General features: G+C 70.2%; 12 protein-coding genes. 3 read left to right on the top strand and 9 right to left on the bottom strand.

Translation table 11 applies throughout. The features are described from left to right. The first annotated feature begins 19 nt into the window (after positions 1-19). Complete coding sequence (locus B0I28_RS25475; protein WP_106366679.1) at positions 20-940, top strand: hypothetical protein; 921 nt, start codon at positions 20-22, stop codon at positions 938-940. Here the strand turns inward: B0I28_RS25475 and B0I28_RS25470 are convergent. Further along, positions 937-2,235 carry an MFS transporter gene (locus B0I28_RS25470; protein WP_106366678.1) on the bottom strand — a complete coding sequence of 433 codons (1,299 nt, stop codon included), beginning with the start codon at positions 2,233-2,235 and terminating at the stop codon, positions 937-939. The genes B0I28_RS25475 and B0I28_RS25470 overlap by 4 nt on opposite strands. Before the next feature lie 71 nt (positions 2,236-2,306). Here B0I28_RS25470 and B0I28_RS25465 point away from each other — a divergent pair, with 71 nt between their 5' ends. Continuing rightward, on the top strand, positions 2,307-2,852 hold the full coding sequence (locus tag B0I28_RS25465; RefSeq protein WP_106366677.1) for an ArsR/SmtB family transcription factor: 546 nt from the start codon (positions 2,307-2,309) through the stop codon (positions 2,850-2,852). A 279-nt stretch (positions 2,853-3,131) separates the two neighbouring features. Here the strand turns inward: B0I28_RS25465 and B0I28_RS25460 are convergent, their stop codons facing one another. The 5 genes from B0I28_RS25460 to B0I28_RS25440 all read right to left on the bottom strand — a co-directional run bounded on the left by B0I28_RS25460 (position 3,132) and on the right by B0I28_RS25440 (position 9,617). Then, positions 3,132-4,763, bottom strand: coding sequence for a glycerol-3-phosphate dehydrogenase/oxidase (locus B0I28_RS25460; protein ID WP_106366676.1), 1,632 nt, complete (start codon positions 4,761-4,763; stop codon positions 3,132-3,134). A gap of 25 nt (positions 4,764-4,788) precedes the next feature. Continuing rightward, positions 4,789-6,318 (bottom strand): glycerol kinase GlpK, encoded by a 1,530-nt coding sequence (glpK, locus tag B0I28_RS25455; protein ID WP_106366712.1) that lies wholly within the window; start codon positions 6,316-6,318, stop codon positions 4,789-4,791. A 55-nt stretch (positions 6,319-6,373) separates the two neighbouring features. Then, complete coding sequence (locus B0I28_RS25450) at positions 6,374-7,147, bottom strand: MIP/aquaporin family protein (RefSeq protein ID WP_106366675.1); 774 nt, start codon at positions 7,145-7,147, stop codon at positions 6,374-6,376. 275 nt (positions 7,148-7,422) lie between these two features. Further along, positions 7,423-8,187: an IclR family transcriptional regulator gene (locus B0I28_RS25445; protein ID WP_106366674.1), complete on the bottom strand. Its 765-nt coding sequence runs from the start codon at positions 8,185-8,187 to the stop codon at positions 7,423-7,425. A 182-nt stretch (positions 8,188-8,369) separates the two neighbouring features. Further along, on the bottom strand, positions 8,370-9,617 hold the full coding sequence (locus B0I28_RS25440) for a cellulose-binding domain-containing protein (RefSeq protein WP_219926986.1): 1,248 nt from the start codon (positions 9,615-9,617) through the stop codon (positions 8,370-8,372). A gap of 161 nt (positions 9,618-9,778) precedes the next feature. Between B0I28_RS25440 and B0I28_RS25435 the strand changes: the two genes are divergently transcribed. Beyond that, on the top strand, positions 9,779-10,669 hold the full coding sequence (locus B0I28_RS25435; protein ID WP_106366673.1) for an SMP-30/gluconolactonase/LRE family protein: 891 nt from the start codon (positions 9,779-9,781) through the stop codon (positions 10,667-10,669). Here B0I28_RS25435 and aspT (B0I28_RS25430) read toward each other — a convergent pair. The 3 genes from aspT (B0I28_RS25430) to aspT (B0I28_RS25420) are packed head-to-tail and all read right to left on the bottom strand — an operon-like array spanning position 10,666 to position 15,704. Beyond that, positions 10,666-12,351 (bottom strand): aspartate-alanine antiporter, encoded by a 1,686-nt coding sequence (aspT, locus tag B0I28_RS25430; protein WP_106366672.1) that lies wholly within the window; start codon positions 12,349-12,351, stop codon positions 10,666-10,668. The genes B0I28_RS25435 and aspT (B0I28_RS25430) overlap by 4 nt on opposite strands. 12 nt (positions 12,352-12,363) lie before the next feature. Then, positions 12,364-13,983: a bifunctional aspartate transaminase/aspartate 4-decarboxylase gene (locus tag B0I28_RS25425; protein WP_106366671.1), complete on the bottom strand. Its 1,620-nt coding sequence runs from the start codon at positions 13,981-13,983 to the stop codon at positions 12,364-12,366. Positions 13,984-14,006: 23 nt separating this feature from the next. Then, a complete protein-coding gene (gene aspT / locus B0I28_RS25420; protein ID WP_106366670.1) occupies positions 14,007-15,704 on the bottom strand; it encodes an aspartate-alanine antiporter in 1,698 nt (565 codons plus the stop codon). Positions 15,705-15,819 lie beyond the last annotated feature (115 nt).

The raw sequence follows: 15,819 nt of genomic DNA, 5'->3' as shown, positions 1-15,819 counted from the left end.
TCGATCCCAGGAGGACCCGATGTTCCTGCCGTACACCGGTTCAAGCGACAACTGCTACGCCAGCTCACTGTCGATGGCGCTCGGCCCGGACGCTCCCGGGGCGGGCGCCGTCGACGTGCTCACCGGGTCGCCGTTCGGGATGCAGCTCCACGCCGGCACGACCCCGTACTTCGACCCGGCGGGATGGGACTGCGAGATCGGGCTCGACGCGGCCCTCGCGGCGCTCGGCTGGACCTGCGTCTTCGAGGCGGGCGGGAGCGAGGAAGAGGCCGCCGAGCGGCTGCGGGCCGCGACCCCCGCGGCGCCGCTGGTGGCGGGCCCTGTGGAGATGGGGCTGCTGACGCACGTGCGGGGACGCGGAAGCGCTTGGGGCGCCGACCATTACGTGACGGTCTTCGGGGTGGAGGACTGCCTGGTCCGGTTCCACGACCCGAAGGGGTACCCGTTCGCGAGCCTGCCGGTGGACCGGTTCATCGCGGCCTGGCGCACGGACTCGCTCCAGTACGGGGAGTCGTTCACGTCGCGGCGGAACTTCGAGCGGACCGCCGAGGTGTCTGCGGCGCAGGCGGTCCGGGCGCAGATCGGGGTGTTCGCGGGGTGGCTGCGCGGGACGCACGAGCGCCCGGTGGAGGCCGGGAACATCGCGAATGCCGAAGCGGCCGAAGGACTTGCCGCGATGTGTGAGGCGGGGCTGAGCGATCAGACGCGTCAGGACCTGGACTTCATGGTGCCCGCGGGCGCGCGGCGGCTCAGCGATGCGGGGGCCTGCCTGGCGGCGGCAGGCGCTGACGAGGCATCAGCAATCGCCGCCAGGCAGGCCCGGCTGGTGGGCGGGCTCCAGTACGACCTCGCGGCCGGGCGGGTCGCGGAGGCCGCCGCCGCGCTGCGGGCGCTGGGCCCGCTGTACCTGGAGCTCGCGGAAGCGCTGGAGCGGGCCTAGGCGGCCGCCCCCACGGGTTCGGTCTCGGGGCTGGGCAGGGTCCGCATGTTCCGCAAGGGCGAGAAGAACACCGGCAGGAACGCGAGGCAGATCCCGGCGGCCGCGATCCACAACGTGGTGCGGGCGCCGAGGAGCTGGCCGAGCGCGCCGCCCACGAGGCCGCCGATCGCGTACGCGCCGAAGACGACGAACCGCACGGTGGCGTTCATGCGGCCGAGCATGTTGTCGGGGGTCAGGCGCTGGCGGAAGCTCACCTGGGTGACGTTGTAGACGACGCCGCCGACGCCGACGAACGCCATCGCGAAGGCCCCCATCCAGATCCGCCAGCCGGGTTCGGCGGCGGGGATGAGCAGGATCCACGGGGAGGTGACCGCGACCGAGACCCACACGGTGCGGCCCTCCCCCAGCCAGCGCGTGGCCGTGCCGACGGCGAACGCGCCGAAGACCCCGCCGACGCCGAAGAGGCCGAAGAAGAGGCCGATCTCGCCGGGGCTCATGCCGAGGTCGCGGGGCAGGAAGACGACGATCATCGCCATGAAGGCGCCCATCCAGAAGTTCCAGGTGCCGGTGCAGGCGATGATCGAGGCGAGGATGCGGTGGCGGAGGACGAACCTGAGGCCGTCCTTGATCTCGGTGGTGATGCGGGAGCCGTGGGCGACTTGGGGTTTGGGTTCGCGGCGGCGGATGCGCAGGAGCAGCAGGGCGGAGGCGCCCATGGCGGCGGCGTCGAAGGCCATGGCGACGGGGGCGGTGAGCCATTGGATGAGCTGTCCGGCGAGGACGGGGCCGCCGAGCTGGGCGGTGGCGCGGACGGTTTCGAGTTTGGCGTTGCCTTCGACGAGGTGCTCGCGGCCGACGAGGTGGGGCAGGTAGCTCTGGTAGGAGACGTCGAAGAAGACGGTGAAGACGCCGATGATCAGGGCGACGGCGTAGAGCTGCCAGATGGTGAGGGCGTCGGCCCACCAGGCGAGGGGGACGGTGAAGAGGACGGCGGCGCGCACGATGTCGCTGACGATGAGGACGCGGCGGCGGCGCATGCGGTCGACCCAGGCGCCCGCGGGGAGTCCGATGAGGACGAAGGCGATCATCGTCATGGAGGAGAGGACGCCGACTTCGAGTTCGCTGACGTCGAGCGCGATGACGGCGGCGAGCGGGAGGGCGAGGGAGGTGATCTGGTAGCCGACCTGGGCGACGGTGGTGGAGAGGAAGAGGTCGCGGAAGTCGTGGTCGCGCAGGAGGCCGAGCCGGTCGCGCTTGGCGGGAGCGACCGCGTCGGGGTCGCCGAGGGAGATCATGTGATTGAGTATTCCCAATCGGTTGGGAATTGTCAATCGGTAAGGCCCCGGGCCTGCCCTAGGATGGGGTCGTGGCAGAACAGCGCAGATCAGAGGGCTTCAAGGACGACCGGCCGCTGGCGACGGAGGCCGAGGCGAAGGCGGTGGCCTCGGCGGTGCGCCTGCGGATCCTGCGGCTGTGCCTGGACCACGCGCTGACGAACAAGGAGATCGCGCAGCGGCTCGGCGCGAACCCGGCGACGGTGCTGCACCACGTGCGCAAGCTGGTCGAGACGGGGTTCCTCACGCCGCAGGAGGAGCGGACCGGGGCCCGGGGCGCGCGGGAGATCCCGTACCTGGCGACGCGGAAGTCCTGGGCGCTCCAGCTGGGCGAGGAGTTCAAGACCGACCTGTCGGTGGCGATGCTCGAAGCGTTCCGCACGGAGGTCGCGGAGCTCCCGGACCTGGGGCAGGTGAACGCGGGGCGGCTCGGGCTGCGGCTGAACGAGGCGCAGTACGCGGAGGTCAGCCGCCGGTTCAAAGTGCTGTTCGACGAGCTGGCGGTCCTGGAGCCGGGGCCGGGGGCGAAGCCGTACTCGGTGTTCATGGCGATCCACCCGGACTCGGGCCGGGAGTAACGCGAGGATCGTTCGATCCGCGGTCGCCCCCCGGTCTCGAAGGTGCCACAGGGGTCCGACAGGTTCGACGGACCCGCTGGTCCGAGGGCTCCGGCGAGGACCGAGGCGAGCACTGGGTCGACCTGCGCGGCGAGTGATCCCGGCGAAGTGCCACGCGAGCACTCCGGCGAAGCGTTCGGCAGGCGCCGCGGCGAAGAAAGGGGCGGGACGGGGACCCCTCAGACCCCGCCCCGCCCTCCGAGGCGGTTGTGCCTGCCTCGTGTGTGTGGAGGAAAGCTGCTACTTCTGGTCGAGCAGTCGCTGGACCTTCGCGCGGACCTCGGGCGTGTCGAGCCCGCGGATGGTGAGGGTGGTGCGGCGGCGGAGCACGTCGTCGGGCGTCTCGGCCCATTCCATGTCGCGCGCGTAGACGACCTGCGCCCAGATCTCCGGGGCGTCCGGGTGGACGCGCTCGGCGAGCTCCGGGTGCTCCCCCGCGAGGCGGGCGATGTCGAAGGCGATGGAGCCGTAGTGGGTCGCGAGGTGCTTCGCGGTGTCCTCGCCGAGGTTCGGCAGCGGCGCGCCGCCGTCGGACAGGAGCCGGTGCTGCACGGCGTGCGGGTTGGAGATGCCGGGGAGCGGGAGGCGCCGCGGCAGGTTCTTCATGGGCTCCATCTCGGCGCCGAGCGTGTACCCGGGCATCTCGGCGAGCTTCTTCATCACCGTGCGCCCGATGTGGCGGAACGTGGTCCACTTGCCGCCCGCGACGGAGAGCATCCCGCCGCGGCCCTCGGTCACGACCGTCTCGCGCTTGGCCTTGGCGGTGCTGCCGGGGCCGCCGGGGAGGACCCGGAGCCCGGCGAACGTGTACGTGATGAGGTCGCGGTTCAGCTGGTTCGAGCGGACCGAGTGCCCGGCCTCGTCGAGGATCTGCTTGACGTCCTTCTCGTTGACGGCGACGTCGCCGGGGTCGCCCTCGTACTCCTCGTCGGTGGTGCCGAGCAGGAGCATGTCCTCCCACGGGAGCGCGAAGGTGATGCGGTACTTGTCGATCGGCGTCGCGAGCGCGGCCTTCCAGTGGGCGGTGCGCTTGAGGACGAGGTGGGCGCCCTTGGAGAGGCGGATCGACGGGTCGGACCCGGCGTCCTCCATGCGGCGGAGGTGGTCGACCCAGGGGCCGGTGGCGTTGAGGACGACGTGGGCGTTGACGCCGAACTCGGTGCCGTCCATGCGGTCGCGCAGGTCGGCGCCGGAGACGCGCCTGCGCTGGCCCTGCTTGCCGGTGAAGCGCAGGCCGGTCACTTCGGCGTGGTTGAGGACGACGGCCCCGGCGTCGGCGGCGGCGCGGACGGTCATGAGGGCCATGCGGGCGTCGTTCATCTGGCTGTCGCCGTAGACGGCGACGGCCTTGAGGTCGTCGGTGCGCAGCTCGGGCACGGCCATGCGGGCCTTGACCGGGTTGAGCAGGTGGCCGACGCCGTCGCCGAACGCGGAGAGCGCGGAGTACGCGAAGACGCCCGCGCCCATCTTGGCGGCGCCGTGCGGGCCGCCCTTGTAGATCGGCAGGTAGAACGTGAGCGGCCGGGAGAGGTGCGGCGCCACCTGGCGGGTGACGGCGCGGCGCTCGAAGTGGTTCTCCGCGACGAGCTTGACCGCGCCGGTCTGGAGGTAGCGCAGTCCGCCGTGGAGGAGTTTGGAGGAGGCCGACGAGGTCGCCCCGGCGAAGTCGCCGGAGTCGACCAGGGCCACCCGCAGCCCCGACTGGGCGGCGTGCCAGGCGGTGGAGATGCCCAGGATGCCGCCGCCGATGACGAGCAGGTCGAACGTCTGGTTCGACAGGTTGTCGCGCTGCTCGGCCCGGTCCGCACGCTCGGTGAAGCGTGCGACGGTCGGGTCCTCCCAGTTCGCGGGGAGGTGCTGCAAGGTGGTCATGGCCGCGCTCCTAATTGCACTGTTCTTAGTCTTCCAGCCAGCCCATGGTCCGCTCGACGGCCTTGAGCCAGTTCTTGTACTCGCGGTCCCGCACGTCCGGGTCCATGTCCGGGGTCCATTCGGCGGCGCGGCGCCAGTTGGCGCGGAGGTCGTCGGTGGTGTCCCAGAAGCCGACCGCGAGGCCGGCCGCGTAGGCGGCGCCGAGGCAGGTCGTCTCGGCGACCATGGGGCGCACGACGGGGGCGTCGAGCACGTCGGCGAGGAACTGCATGAGGAGGTTGTTGGAGGTCATGCCGCCGTCGACCTTGAGGGCCGAGAGCTCGACGCCGGAGTCCTTGGTCATGGCGTCGGTGATCTCGCGGGTCTGCCAGGCGGTGGCTTCGAGGACGGCGCGCGCGATGTGCGCCTTCGTGACGTACCTGGTGAGGCCCGCGATGACGCCGCGCGCGTCGGAGCGCCAGTAGGGCGCGAACAGGCCGGAGAAGGCGGGCACGAAGTACGCGCCGCCGTTGTCCTCGACCGAGGCGGCGAGCGTCTCGATCTCGGCGGCGGTCTTGATGAGGCCCATCTGGTCGCGCATCCACTGCACGAGCGAGCCGGTGACGGCGATGGAGCCTTCGAGGGCGTACACGGGGTCCTGGTCGCCGATGCGATAGCCGACGGTGGTGAGCAGGCCCGACTCGGAGTGGATGAGCTTCTCGCCGGTGTTCATGAGCATGAACGTGCCGGTGCCGTACGTGGACTTGGCCTCGCCGACGGAGTAGCAGGTCTGCCCGAACAGGGCGGCCTGCTGGTCGCCGAGCGCGGAGGCGACGGGGACGCCGCCGAGGAGCTGCCCGAGGGTGCCGCCGGTGACCGTCCCGTAGGTCTCGGAGGAGGAGCGGATCTCGGGGAGCACCTGGAGGGGGACGCCCATCTCCGCCGCGATCTCCTCGTTCCAGCTGAGGTCCTCAAGGTTCATGAGGAGGGTGCGGGAGGCGTTGGTGACGTCGGTGACGTGCACGCCGCCGTCGACGCCGCCGGTGAGGTTCCAGATGACCCAGGAGTCCATGGTGCCGAACAGGAGGTCGCCCGCTTCGGCCTTCTCGCGCAGGCCGGGGACGTTGTCGAGGAGCCACGCGATCTTGGGGCCCGCGAAGTACGCGGCGAGCGGCAGGCCGGTCTCGCGGCGCCAGCGGTCCTGGCCGACGTCGCCGCCGAGCTGCTTGCAGAGCTGGTCGGTGCGGGTGTCCTGCCAGACGATCGCATTGTGGACCGGCTGCCCGGTGTGCTTGTCCCACAGCATGGTCGTCTCGCGCTGGTTGGTGATGCCGATGGCGAGGATGTCGTCGCGGCGGGCGCCGGCCTTGACCATGGCCCCGGCGACCACTTCCTGGACGTTGCGCCAGATCTCGGCCGCATCGTGCTCGACCCAGCCCGGTTTGGGGAGGATCTGCTCGTGCTCCTTCTGGTCGACGGCGACGATGCGCCCGTCGCGGTCGAAGACGATGCACCGGCTGGACGTGGTGCCCTGGTCGATGGCCGCGATGAACGGTCCGGTGTGCGAGTCGGTCATGGTGCGCTCCAAAACATCGTTGTCGAGGCGGAATAGGTCGATTGTGTCCCCATGGCTACGCGAAGGCAACGTTGTAGAGGAGGGCCGCGAGCGAGCCGCCGACGAGCGGGCCGATCACGGGGATCCACGAGTAGCCCCAGTCCGAGCGCCCCTTGTGCTTGAGCGGCAGGAGCGCGTGGACGATGCGGGGGCCGAGGTCGCGGGCCGGGTTGATGGCGTAGCCGGTGGGACCGCCGAGGGAGAGGCCGATGCTGACGACGACGAGGGCGGTGATGAGCACGCCGAGCGGGCCGAGGCCCTTGCCGGAGTCGTTGAGGCCCTGGGTGAGGATCGCGATGAGGAGCACGAACGTGCCGATGATCTCGGTCGCGAGGTTCATGGCGGTGTTGCGGACCTCGGGGCCGGTCGAGAAGATGCCGAGGACCGGGCCGGCCTTGGCGTCGTCCGGGCCCTCGACCGCCTCGGGCTGGTCGGCGAGGTCGGCCATGTGGGCCTGGAACTGGCCGTAGTAGGCGACCCAGGCGAGCGCCGCGCCGATCATGGCGCCGACGAGCTGGGACACGATGTAGAGGGGGACCTGGCTCCACTCGGTGCCGCCGGTGATGGCCAGGCCGATGGTGACCGCGGGGTTCAGGTGGGCGCCCGAGACCCCGGCGGAGACGTACGCGCCGGTGAGCACGGCGAAACCCCAGCCGAAGGCGATGGCGAGCCACCCGGCGTTCTGGGCCTTGGACTTCTTCAGGGTGACGGCGGCGCACACGCCGGCGCCGAGCAGGATCAGCAGGGCCGTGCCGACGACCTCGCCGGTGATGATGTCTGTGTTGGACACTTGGAACTCCTTTGTCCGTGCCCGAGTGCGGAGCCGGGGGCGCCGTCCTCGTTGGAAGGGCTTTGTTCACGTCAGTCGCGCGAGTGACCGCTGAAGCCGTTTAGCGTTCGACAATGCCGACCGACGTACGCAAAGTGTTCTCCTTGGTTACCCGCGCGTCAATAGATATGTGACCACGACCACACTCCCTCCTGAGAACCATGGAAAACTCCTGCAAGACAGGCATACCAGGACCACAAAGGGACCGCAGGAAAGTGGAGAAAAAGGGCGGAACGCTAGAAGGGCTTGGCGCCGAGATCGCGCGAGACCGAGCGCGCGGTGTCGCGGACGGCCGCGACGAGCTCCGGACGCAGCTCCCCGTCCCTGCACACGCGCTCGACGGCGCCGGTAATGCCGACCGCGCCCACCGGGAGCCGGTGCCGGTCGAGGATCGGCGCGGCCACCGAGGCCACGCCCTCCCAGGTCTCCTCCAGGTCGGTGGCGTACCCCTGGGCGCGGGTCGCTTCCAGGACCTTCTCGATATCGGGCAGCTCGGTCACCGTCGCGGCCGTGAACGGCTCGCGCTTGGCGTCGACGAGCTCGGCGTGCGCCACCGGGTCGAGGGCCGTGAGCACCTTGCCGAGGGCCGTGGAGTGCATCGGCTGCATCGCGCCGACCTCCAGGACCTGGCGGCTGTCGTCGGGCCGGAACACGTGGTGGACGATGAGCACGCCGTGCTGGTGGACCACCCCGAGGTAGACCGCCTCGCCGCCCGAGCGGGCCAGGTCGTCGGTCCACACCAGGGCGCGGGCGCGCAGCTCGTGGACGTCGAGGTACGTGGTGCCCAGGCGCAGCAGCTCGGCGCCCAGCTGGTAGCGGCCCGAGTCGGGGTCCTGCTCCACGAAGCCCTCGTGCTGGAGGGTCCGCAGGATGCCGTGCGCGGTGGCCTTCGCCAGGCCCAGCGCCGAGGCGATGTCGGACAGGCCGAGGCGGCGCTCGCCGCCCGCGAGCAGGCGCAGCATCGCCGCCGCGCGCTCCAGCGACTGGATGTGCTTGGCCATCCCCCGCCTCCGTTCCGGTCCCGTCCGCCCGCGGCTCCGAGAAACGGCCGCGTTCGACAATGCTAAACACTATCGGCCCTTGCCGACCAGATCGGGACCGACACCGCCCGCAGAATGAACGCAAAGGGACGGCGGCGGGCCTTCCGGACCCGCCGCCGCCAGAGGAGGAACGCTAGGGGGCGCTAATAGCCGTACCTGCTCTTCAGGTGCCGCCACCAGTCGCGGAGCATCCACTCGTCGAACTGGGTGATCGTGGTCGAGGAGCCCGCCTTCATGATGAAGCAGCACTGGCCCGTCGGCGTCCAGTCGTAGAAGTCGTCCAGGCCGAACGTATGGCCGAGCTCGTGCAGGTAGATGTGGATCTGCGCCGAGTTCAGCGCGCCCACGAAGTACTCCTGGCCCATGCGCTGGCCCCAGTCGCCGCCCGCGCCGCCGCCCATGCCTTGCGTGAGCCACAGGCTCTGGTCGTAGTGGCGCGCCGCGCCGCCCGGGCACTGGGAATAGTTGCCGTCCTGGTGGAAGAAGCGGCCGCACTCCTCGGCGCACTGCGGGGCGTCCTCGCGGATGTCCCCGATGTAGACGTCGACCGAGTTGTCGCTCCACTGGAGGAGGCTCCGGTCCCGCGCGGCCCAGCCGACCACGTTGACGTCGATCTCCTCGAAGGGCCATTCGTTCCAGCCGGTCATCTGGTCGAACCAGCGGTTGTACTGGTCCTGGAGCTTCGCGGCGATCTGGTCGCGGGTCTGGGCCGTCACCGGGTTCTGCGAGTCCCAGCGGACGCAGTAGTTGACAGTGCCGCCGGTCGCCATGACCTGGTCCCAGCCGAAGTTGCGGAAGTTCAGGTCGTACGTGTCCTCGACGTGGGCCCAGACCTCGTTCAAAGGCTGGACCAGGTTCGCGGGCGGGTTCCACTCGTCCTGGCCGGTGCCGCCGGTCGGCCCCTCCGTCGGGGTCGCGGTGGTCGGCGGGGCCGAGGTCGGCACCGCGTCGCCGGTGCATTGGACCCCGTTGAGCGTGAACGAGGTCGGCGTCGCGTTGCTGCTGCCCGAGGTAGTGCCGGAGAAGCCGAAGTTCACCGACGCGCTCGGGGCGAGCCGCTTGTTGTAGTCGACGGCGACGGCCGTGACGTGCGCCCCGGACTGGGTCGCGGTGGTGTTCCAGGCGTTGGTGACCTTCTGGCCGTTCGCGAAGTCCCATTCGAGCCTCCACGGCTCGACCGCGGCGGCGCCGAGGTTCGCGACCTCGACGTCGGCGTTGAAGCCGCCCGGCCACTGGGCCGTGACCTGGTATTCCACGGCGCAGCCGTTCGTCTGCGCCGAAGCGGGGTGCATCGCGAAGGTGGCGAGGCTCGCGGCGGTCGCCACGGCGGCGACGCCGGCCAGGACCATGCCCAGTCTTCGCCTGCGGTGCTCGGGGAGTGCCGGTCCCATGTTCAGTTCCCGTCTGTGAGGGCGGCCGGGCCGTTCCCGGCGCGGTGCACTCAGGGTAGAGCGGTAACACGGAGGACACAATGCACCGGAGGCCGATAAATCGAAAACTTTCGATACCGTAGGTTCGGGGTCGAGACGACTGCGACCCCAGGAGGTTCCCGTTGAGCAAGACACCAGTGAGCTTCGCGGTGCACGACGCCCGGTTCAACGTCGGCGGCGACGACTACCTGGAGTGCCTGTTCTCGGGCGGCCGGTGGACCGAGGGCCCCGTCTACGTCCCCTCCGGCAAGTACCTGCTGTTCAGCGACATCCCGAACGACCGGCTCATGCGCTGGGACGAGACCGACGGCTCGGTGAGCGTCTTCCGCTCCCCCGCGGGCTACACCAACGGGCACACCCTCGACCGGCAGGGCCGCCTCGTCTCCTGCGAGCAGGGCGAGCGCCGCATCACGCGGACGGAGTTCGACGGCTCGGTCACGGTCCTCGCCGACCGCTGGGAGGGCCGCAGGTTCAACAGCCCCAACGATGTGGTGGTGGATTCGACCGGGGCCGTGTGGTTCACGGACCCGCCGTACGGGATCACCAGCGACTACGAGGGCCACCGGTCCGACCCGGAGATCGACGGGTGCCACGTGTACCGCCTCGACCCGGGCACGGGCGCGGTGCGCCGCGTGGCCGACGACTTCCAGCGGCCCAACGGGCTCGCGTTCTCCCCCGACGAGCGGACCCTCTACATCGCCGACACCGCGGGCGGGCACATCAGGTCCTTCGCGGTCGAGGACGGGAAGTTGGCCGGCGGCGCGGTGTTCGCCGAGTCCCCCGGCGGGCGCTTCGACGGCCTCCGCGTCGACGTCGAGGGCCGCGTGTGGGCCGCCGCCGCGGGCGTCCACTGCTTCGACCCCGACGGGACCCACCTGGCGACCCTCGAAATCCCCCAGCCCGCCGTGTCCAACCTGGTCTTCGGCGGGCCGAAGCGCAACCGGCTCTTCATCACCGCCACCGACTCGGTGTACTCGATCATGCTGAACACGAACGGGGCCTGGCGGCTCTAGCCGATGGCATGGGCCATCGCCACGACGATGGGCCCCAGGAGCGGCAGGACGACGTTCGAGAAGGCGTAGACGATCGTGTAGGCCATGAGCGGCGTCGCGTTGCCCGCGGCGCCCTGCACGGCGGTGACGCCGGGCGTGGAGCACTGCTGGCCGGTGACGGCGCCGAGCGTCAGCGGCGCCGGGAGCTTCATGACCTTCCAGGCCACGAACAGCGAGATGAACGCCGGGATGGCGGTCATCGCGACGCCCGCGATCGGCAGGCCGACCCCGAACTCCTCCACCAGCTCCACGGCCTGCGGGCCCGAGGACAGGCCGACCGCGCAGATGAACGTGGCGAGGCCGAGCGTCTTGATGACGTCGGCCGCGCCCGAGTCGTACTGCCCGAACGTGGGCCGCTTCGAGCGGATCCAGCCGAACAGGAGGCCCGCGAGGAGGCAGCCGCCGCCGGTGCCGAGCGTCAGCGGGATCGTCCCCACCGTCCACACGAGCATGCCGATGAGGAAGCCCAGGACCACGCCGATCGCGATGAACACCATGTCGAAGGTGACCTTCGGGTCGACCCGGAAGCCGATCATCGGGACCGCCCGCTGCATGTCCCGCGCGGCGCCCGCCAGGCGCAGCGTGTCGCCGCGCTGGATGAGCGTCTTGGGCTGGACGGGCAGCTCGTGGTCCCCGCGGATGATCTTCTGGAGGAACACGCCCTGGCGCTCGGTCTCGAAGTCGCGGCGGATCTCGCCGAGCGTGGACGCCTTGTAGCCCTTGCGGGTCACTACGACGTCGGCGAGGTCGAGGCTCATGCCCATCGACTCGTCGAGGTTCACTTCGGTGCCGACGTGGGCGGCGGCGCCCACGAGCGCTTCGCGGCGGCCCACCAGGAGGACCTTGTCGCCCTCGGCGAGCCGGGTGCCCGGCTCGACCTTGACGGCGGCCCCCTGCCGGAAGACCTCCTCGACGGTGGCCTCGCCGAGGTCCGATTGGAGCTCGGCCACGGTGCGTCCGGCGGCCGCGGTCACCCGGTACTCGCGGCCGACGATCGGCGGGGCCGCGGGCGTCGCGGTCGCGTCGTCCTCGGCGCCGCCGAGTTTTGCCCACAGCTTCGCGGCCTCCTCGCGCAGGTTCACGCGCATGATGAGCGGGAAGAACTGGCTCGACAGGAGCACGATCGTGATGAGGCCGCAGATGTAGGAGATCGAGTACGCGGTGCCCACGTTCGCCTGGAGCGTCGCGATCTCCGTGTCGGACAGGTCGAGGCGGCCGATCGCGTCGGTCGCCGTGCCGACCGCGGCCGACTCGGTGGCGCCGCCCGCGAGCAGGCCCGCGGCGGTGCCGACGTCGAGGTTCATGATGAGCACCGCGGCGGCCGTGATCGCCAGGACCGAGACCACCTCGATGCCGGTGAACGTGGCGTACCGCAGGCTCTTGCGGTTGAGGCTGGCGAAGAACGTCGGCCCCGAGATGTACCCGAGCGTGAAGATGAACAGCGCGAACGCGATCTGCTTCACCTGGTCGTTCAGCTCGATGTCGGCGACCATCCCGAGGAAGATCGCCACGATCAGCGTGCCCGCGACGCCGCCGAGCGAGATCTTCCAGATCTTCACCCGGCCGACCGCGAACCCGATCGCGAGGCACACGAACAGCGCGATCTCGGGGGTCGACTCCAGTGTCGACTTGATCCAGTCCATCGCCCCTCCCCCTTACCTGCGACTGTTCTGGAACGCCTCGTGGTACTCCTCGCCGATGCGGCGCAGGGCCGCGCCGATGCGCCGGTACGCGTCCATGCGGAGGTTCGCCATCGAGACGCGGACCGACCACTCGGGGCCGTCGAAGCCGCCGCCGTTGAGCAGGACGACCGATTCCTCCTGCGCGAGGCGGAAGATCGGGTCCACCGGCTCGTAGTTGACCTGCATCCAGTCGGCGAACTCCGGGCCCCAGTTCCGCTCGGCCCAGCTGAGGAGGTCGAGCTCCACGTAGTAGTGCGCGGCCTCCGGGTCGTCCGGGTAGGGCACGTCGAGGCCCTCCACGAGCTGCTTGAGGCGCCGGGCGATGACGGCCTGGCAGTCCTTCTTGTACTGGTTCTCCGCGTCGGTGAGGCAGTGGAGCGAGAACAGGACCATCTGGACCTGCTGCGGGGTCGAGAGCCCTGCGGTGTGGTTGAGCGCCACGTCGCGGGAGTCGGCCACGATGCGGTCGATGAACTTGAGCTTCTCCGGTTCGAGCGTGATCGACGCGTACCGTTCGCGAAGCGCCGCGGTGCGGGTCTCTTCGAGCGCGGCGATGCGCTGGTCGAAGACGTTGTCCTTCGCGATGGCGATGACGCCGAGGCGCCAGCCGGTGCAGCCGAAGTACTTCGAGAACGAGTAGACGCCGATGGTGTTGGCGGCCTGGCTCGACATGAGCGAGGTGAACCCGTCGGTGAACGTGCCGTAGACGTCGTCGGTGATGATCGTCAGGCCCGGGTTGTGGTTCGCGACGATGTCGCGGATGCGCTCCAGCGTGGCCTCGGCGAGCTTCACCGACGGCGGGTTCGACGGGTTGACCAGGAACAGCGCCTTGATCGACGGGTCCTTGAGCTTGTCGATCTCGGCGTCCGGGTACTGCCAGGTGTGGATGCCCTCCTCGCTGGTGGTCGACGCCTCCAGCGAGACGATGTCGAACGCGTACCGGTCGAGCAGCGGGATCTCCAGGTACGGCGTGAAGATCGGGACCATGAGCGCGATCCGGTCGCCGCGGTGGAGCAGGCCGTTGACCTGCGCCGAGTCGAAGAGGTAGCACATGGCGGCGGTGCCGCCCTCCACGGCGTACAGGTCCCAGCCGCCTTTGGGGGCGCCGCCCATCTCGGCGTCGAGGTAGGCGTGGACCACTTTCTCTGCGTGGACGAGCATCCGGTCGGGGACCGGGTAGTGGTCGCCGATGATCGCGTCGGCGAGCTCGCCGACCCAGTCGTCGGCGTCGAAGCCGAGCGTGTCGGTGCCGTACGCGACGTAGCGGCCGAGGGCCTCGGCGCCGGGAGCGGAGGCGTTGGCCTTGAGGTAGTCGCCGAGGCGCGCGGCGATGCCGTCGGACTGCGGCATGCCGCCGAAGGACGCGAACTCGTCCCAGTCGCGGCGGGTCTCGGTGACCGCGAACTGCCCCAGCAGGAAGAACGCGTCGCGGGGCGCCGTCGCCGTCCAGTTGGGGTTGCCGCGGCCGGCGTTGACCATCGCGAGGGCGTTGGCCTTCTCGTTCTCCCCGGCCAGCTCGATGAGCCGGTTCTTCAGCTCGAAGGGGCTGAGCCCTTCGAGGCGGCGTTCTTCGTCGCGGTCGACCGTGGTCATGGCGTTCCCTTTCGAGTGTGCGGTCAGGCGAGGACGGCCACGATGACCGCGCCCCAGATCGTCAGCAGGACGTTGCCGATGGCGTAGGGGATCGTGTAGCCGAGGACGGGGACCTGGCTCTTCGCGGTGTCGGTGATCGCGCCGATCGACGCGGTCGTGGTGTTCGCGCCCGCGGTGATGCCGAGGTTGACCGGGACGGGGATCTTGAACAGCCACTTGGCGAGGAACATGGTCACGAGCATCGGCAAGAGCGTGACGACGAGCCCGGCGAACACGAGGCTGAGGCCCTCCGATTTGACGCCGGAGACGAAGTCGGGGCCGGCCATGATGCCGACGATGCCCACGAACATGCACAGGCCGCCGGTCGAGAGCATCCAGTTCGCGGCGGGCGGGAACTGCCCGAACGTGGGCGACTTGGCGCGCAGCCAGCCGAACACGAGGCCCATGATGAGCGCGCCGCCGGAGGTCGTCAGGCCGATGTCGGCGCCCGCCACCGCGATCGTGGGGACGCCGATGAGCGCGCCGAGGACGATGCCGATGCCCACGTAGGACATGTCCGTGGCGTCCGAGGCCCGGTTGGGGTAGCCGAGGTCGCCCACGACGGCCTCGACCTCCTCCTTGCCGCCCTGGACGGTGATCTCGTCGCCGCCGTGGATGACCGTGTCGTCGCTCCAGGGGATCTCCTGGCCGCCGCGGACCACCTTGGTGACGAACAGGCGCGGGGCGTGCTCGGCGAAGGCCGGGCCGATCTTCTGCCCCGCGAGCTTCTTGCTGGTGATGACGATCGCGAGCGTCTCCACCTGGTAGTCGAGCAGCTCCTCGTCGTCGACCTCCTCGCCCCACTGGTCGACGCTGAGCGCGACGAGGTCGGGGCGGCGGGCCGCGAGCGTCACCACGTCCCCGGCTTCGATCACGGTGGAGGGCTTGACCTTCTGGACGGTGGTGCCGCGGCGCAGGTCGTGGAACATGATGCGGTGGCCCAGGTCCTCGGCGCGGCGTTCGAGGTCGCCGACAGTGCGGCCCACGACCGAGCCGCCGGTGACGCGGTAGGAGCGGCGGACCACCGAGTAGTAGGCCGGGCCGATGCCCGGTTCCTTGGCGACGCCGAGCCGCTTCTCCATCTCGTGGGCGTCGGCGGCGAGGTCCTTGGAGCCGAGCATGCGCGGGGCGAGCGTCGAGAGGAAGAACGCGGCCGCGGCGGTGCCGAACAGGTAGCAGACCGCGTAGCCGACGGCGACCTGCGACTCCATCTCCTTGACGTCGTCGGCGCTGAGGCCCGGGAGCGCGCTGATCGCGGAGTCGGCGACGCCGATGACCGCGGACTGGGTGAGGCCGCCCGCGAGGAGCCCGGCGCCCCAGCCGGGGCCGTAGCCGAGGGCCTTGGCGAGGACGATGACGATGCCGAGCCCCACGACGCAGTTGATCACCGCGAGGAGCACCTGCTTGAGGCCGTCGCCTTTGAGGCCCGCGAAGAACTGGGGGCCGACGTTGTAGCCGAGGGCGAACAGGAAGGCCACGAACGCGACGGTCTTGACGAGGTCGGGGATGTCGATGCCGGAGAAGACGATGCCGACGAGGACGCCCGCGAGGAGCGTCCCGGTGACCGGCCCGAGGGCGATGCCCTTGATCTTCAGCTTGCCGACGAAGAACCCGAGGCCCAGCGCGAGGAAGATCGAGATCTCGGGGTGCGCGACGATCGAGTCCTCAAGCCAGTTCCACACCGTGACCCCCGCAACACCGACAGTAGTCAGCCGAATGTACTGGAAACGCGCCGTCCACTCGGGTGGTTCGCGGGAGTTCGCGTTCGCCCCATGTTGCAGCAATGAAAACTTTCTT

It is taken from the genome of Glycomyces artemisiae (genome assembly GCF_003002955.1).
Taxonomy (GTDB): domain Bacteria; phylum Actinomycetota; class Actinomycetes; order Mycobacteriales; family Micromonosporaceae; genus Glycomyces; species Glycomyces artemisiae.
The sequence above is the reverse complement of the archived record's forward strand: the minus strand, read 5'-3'. Positions and strand labels throughout refer to the sequence as shown.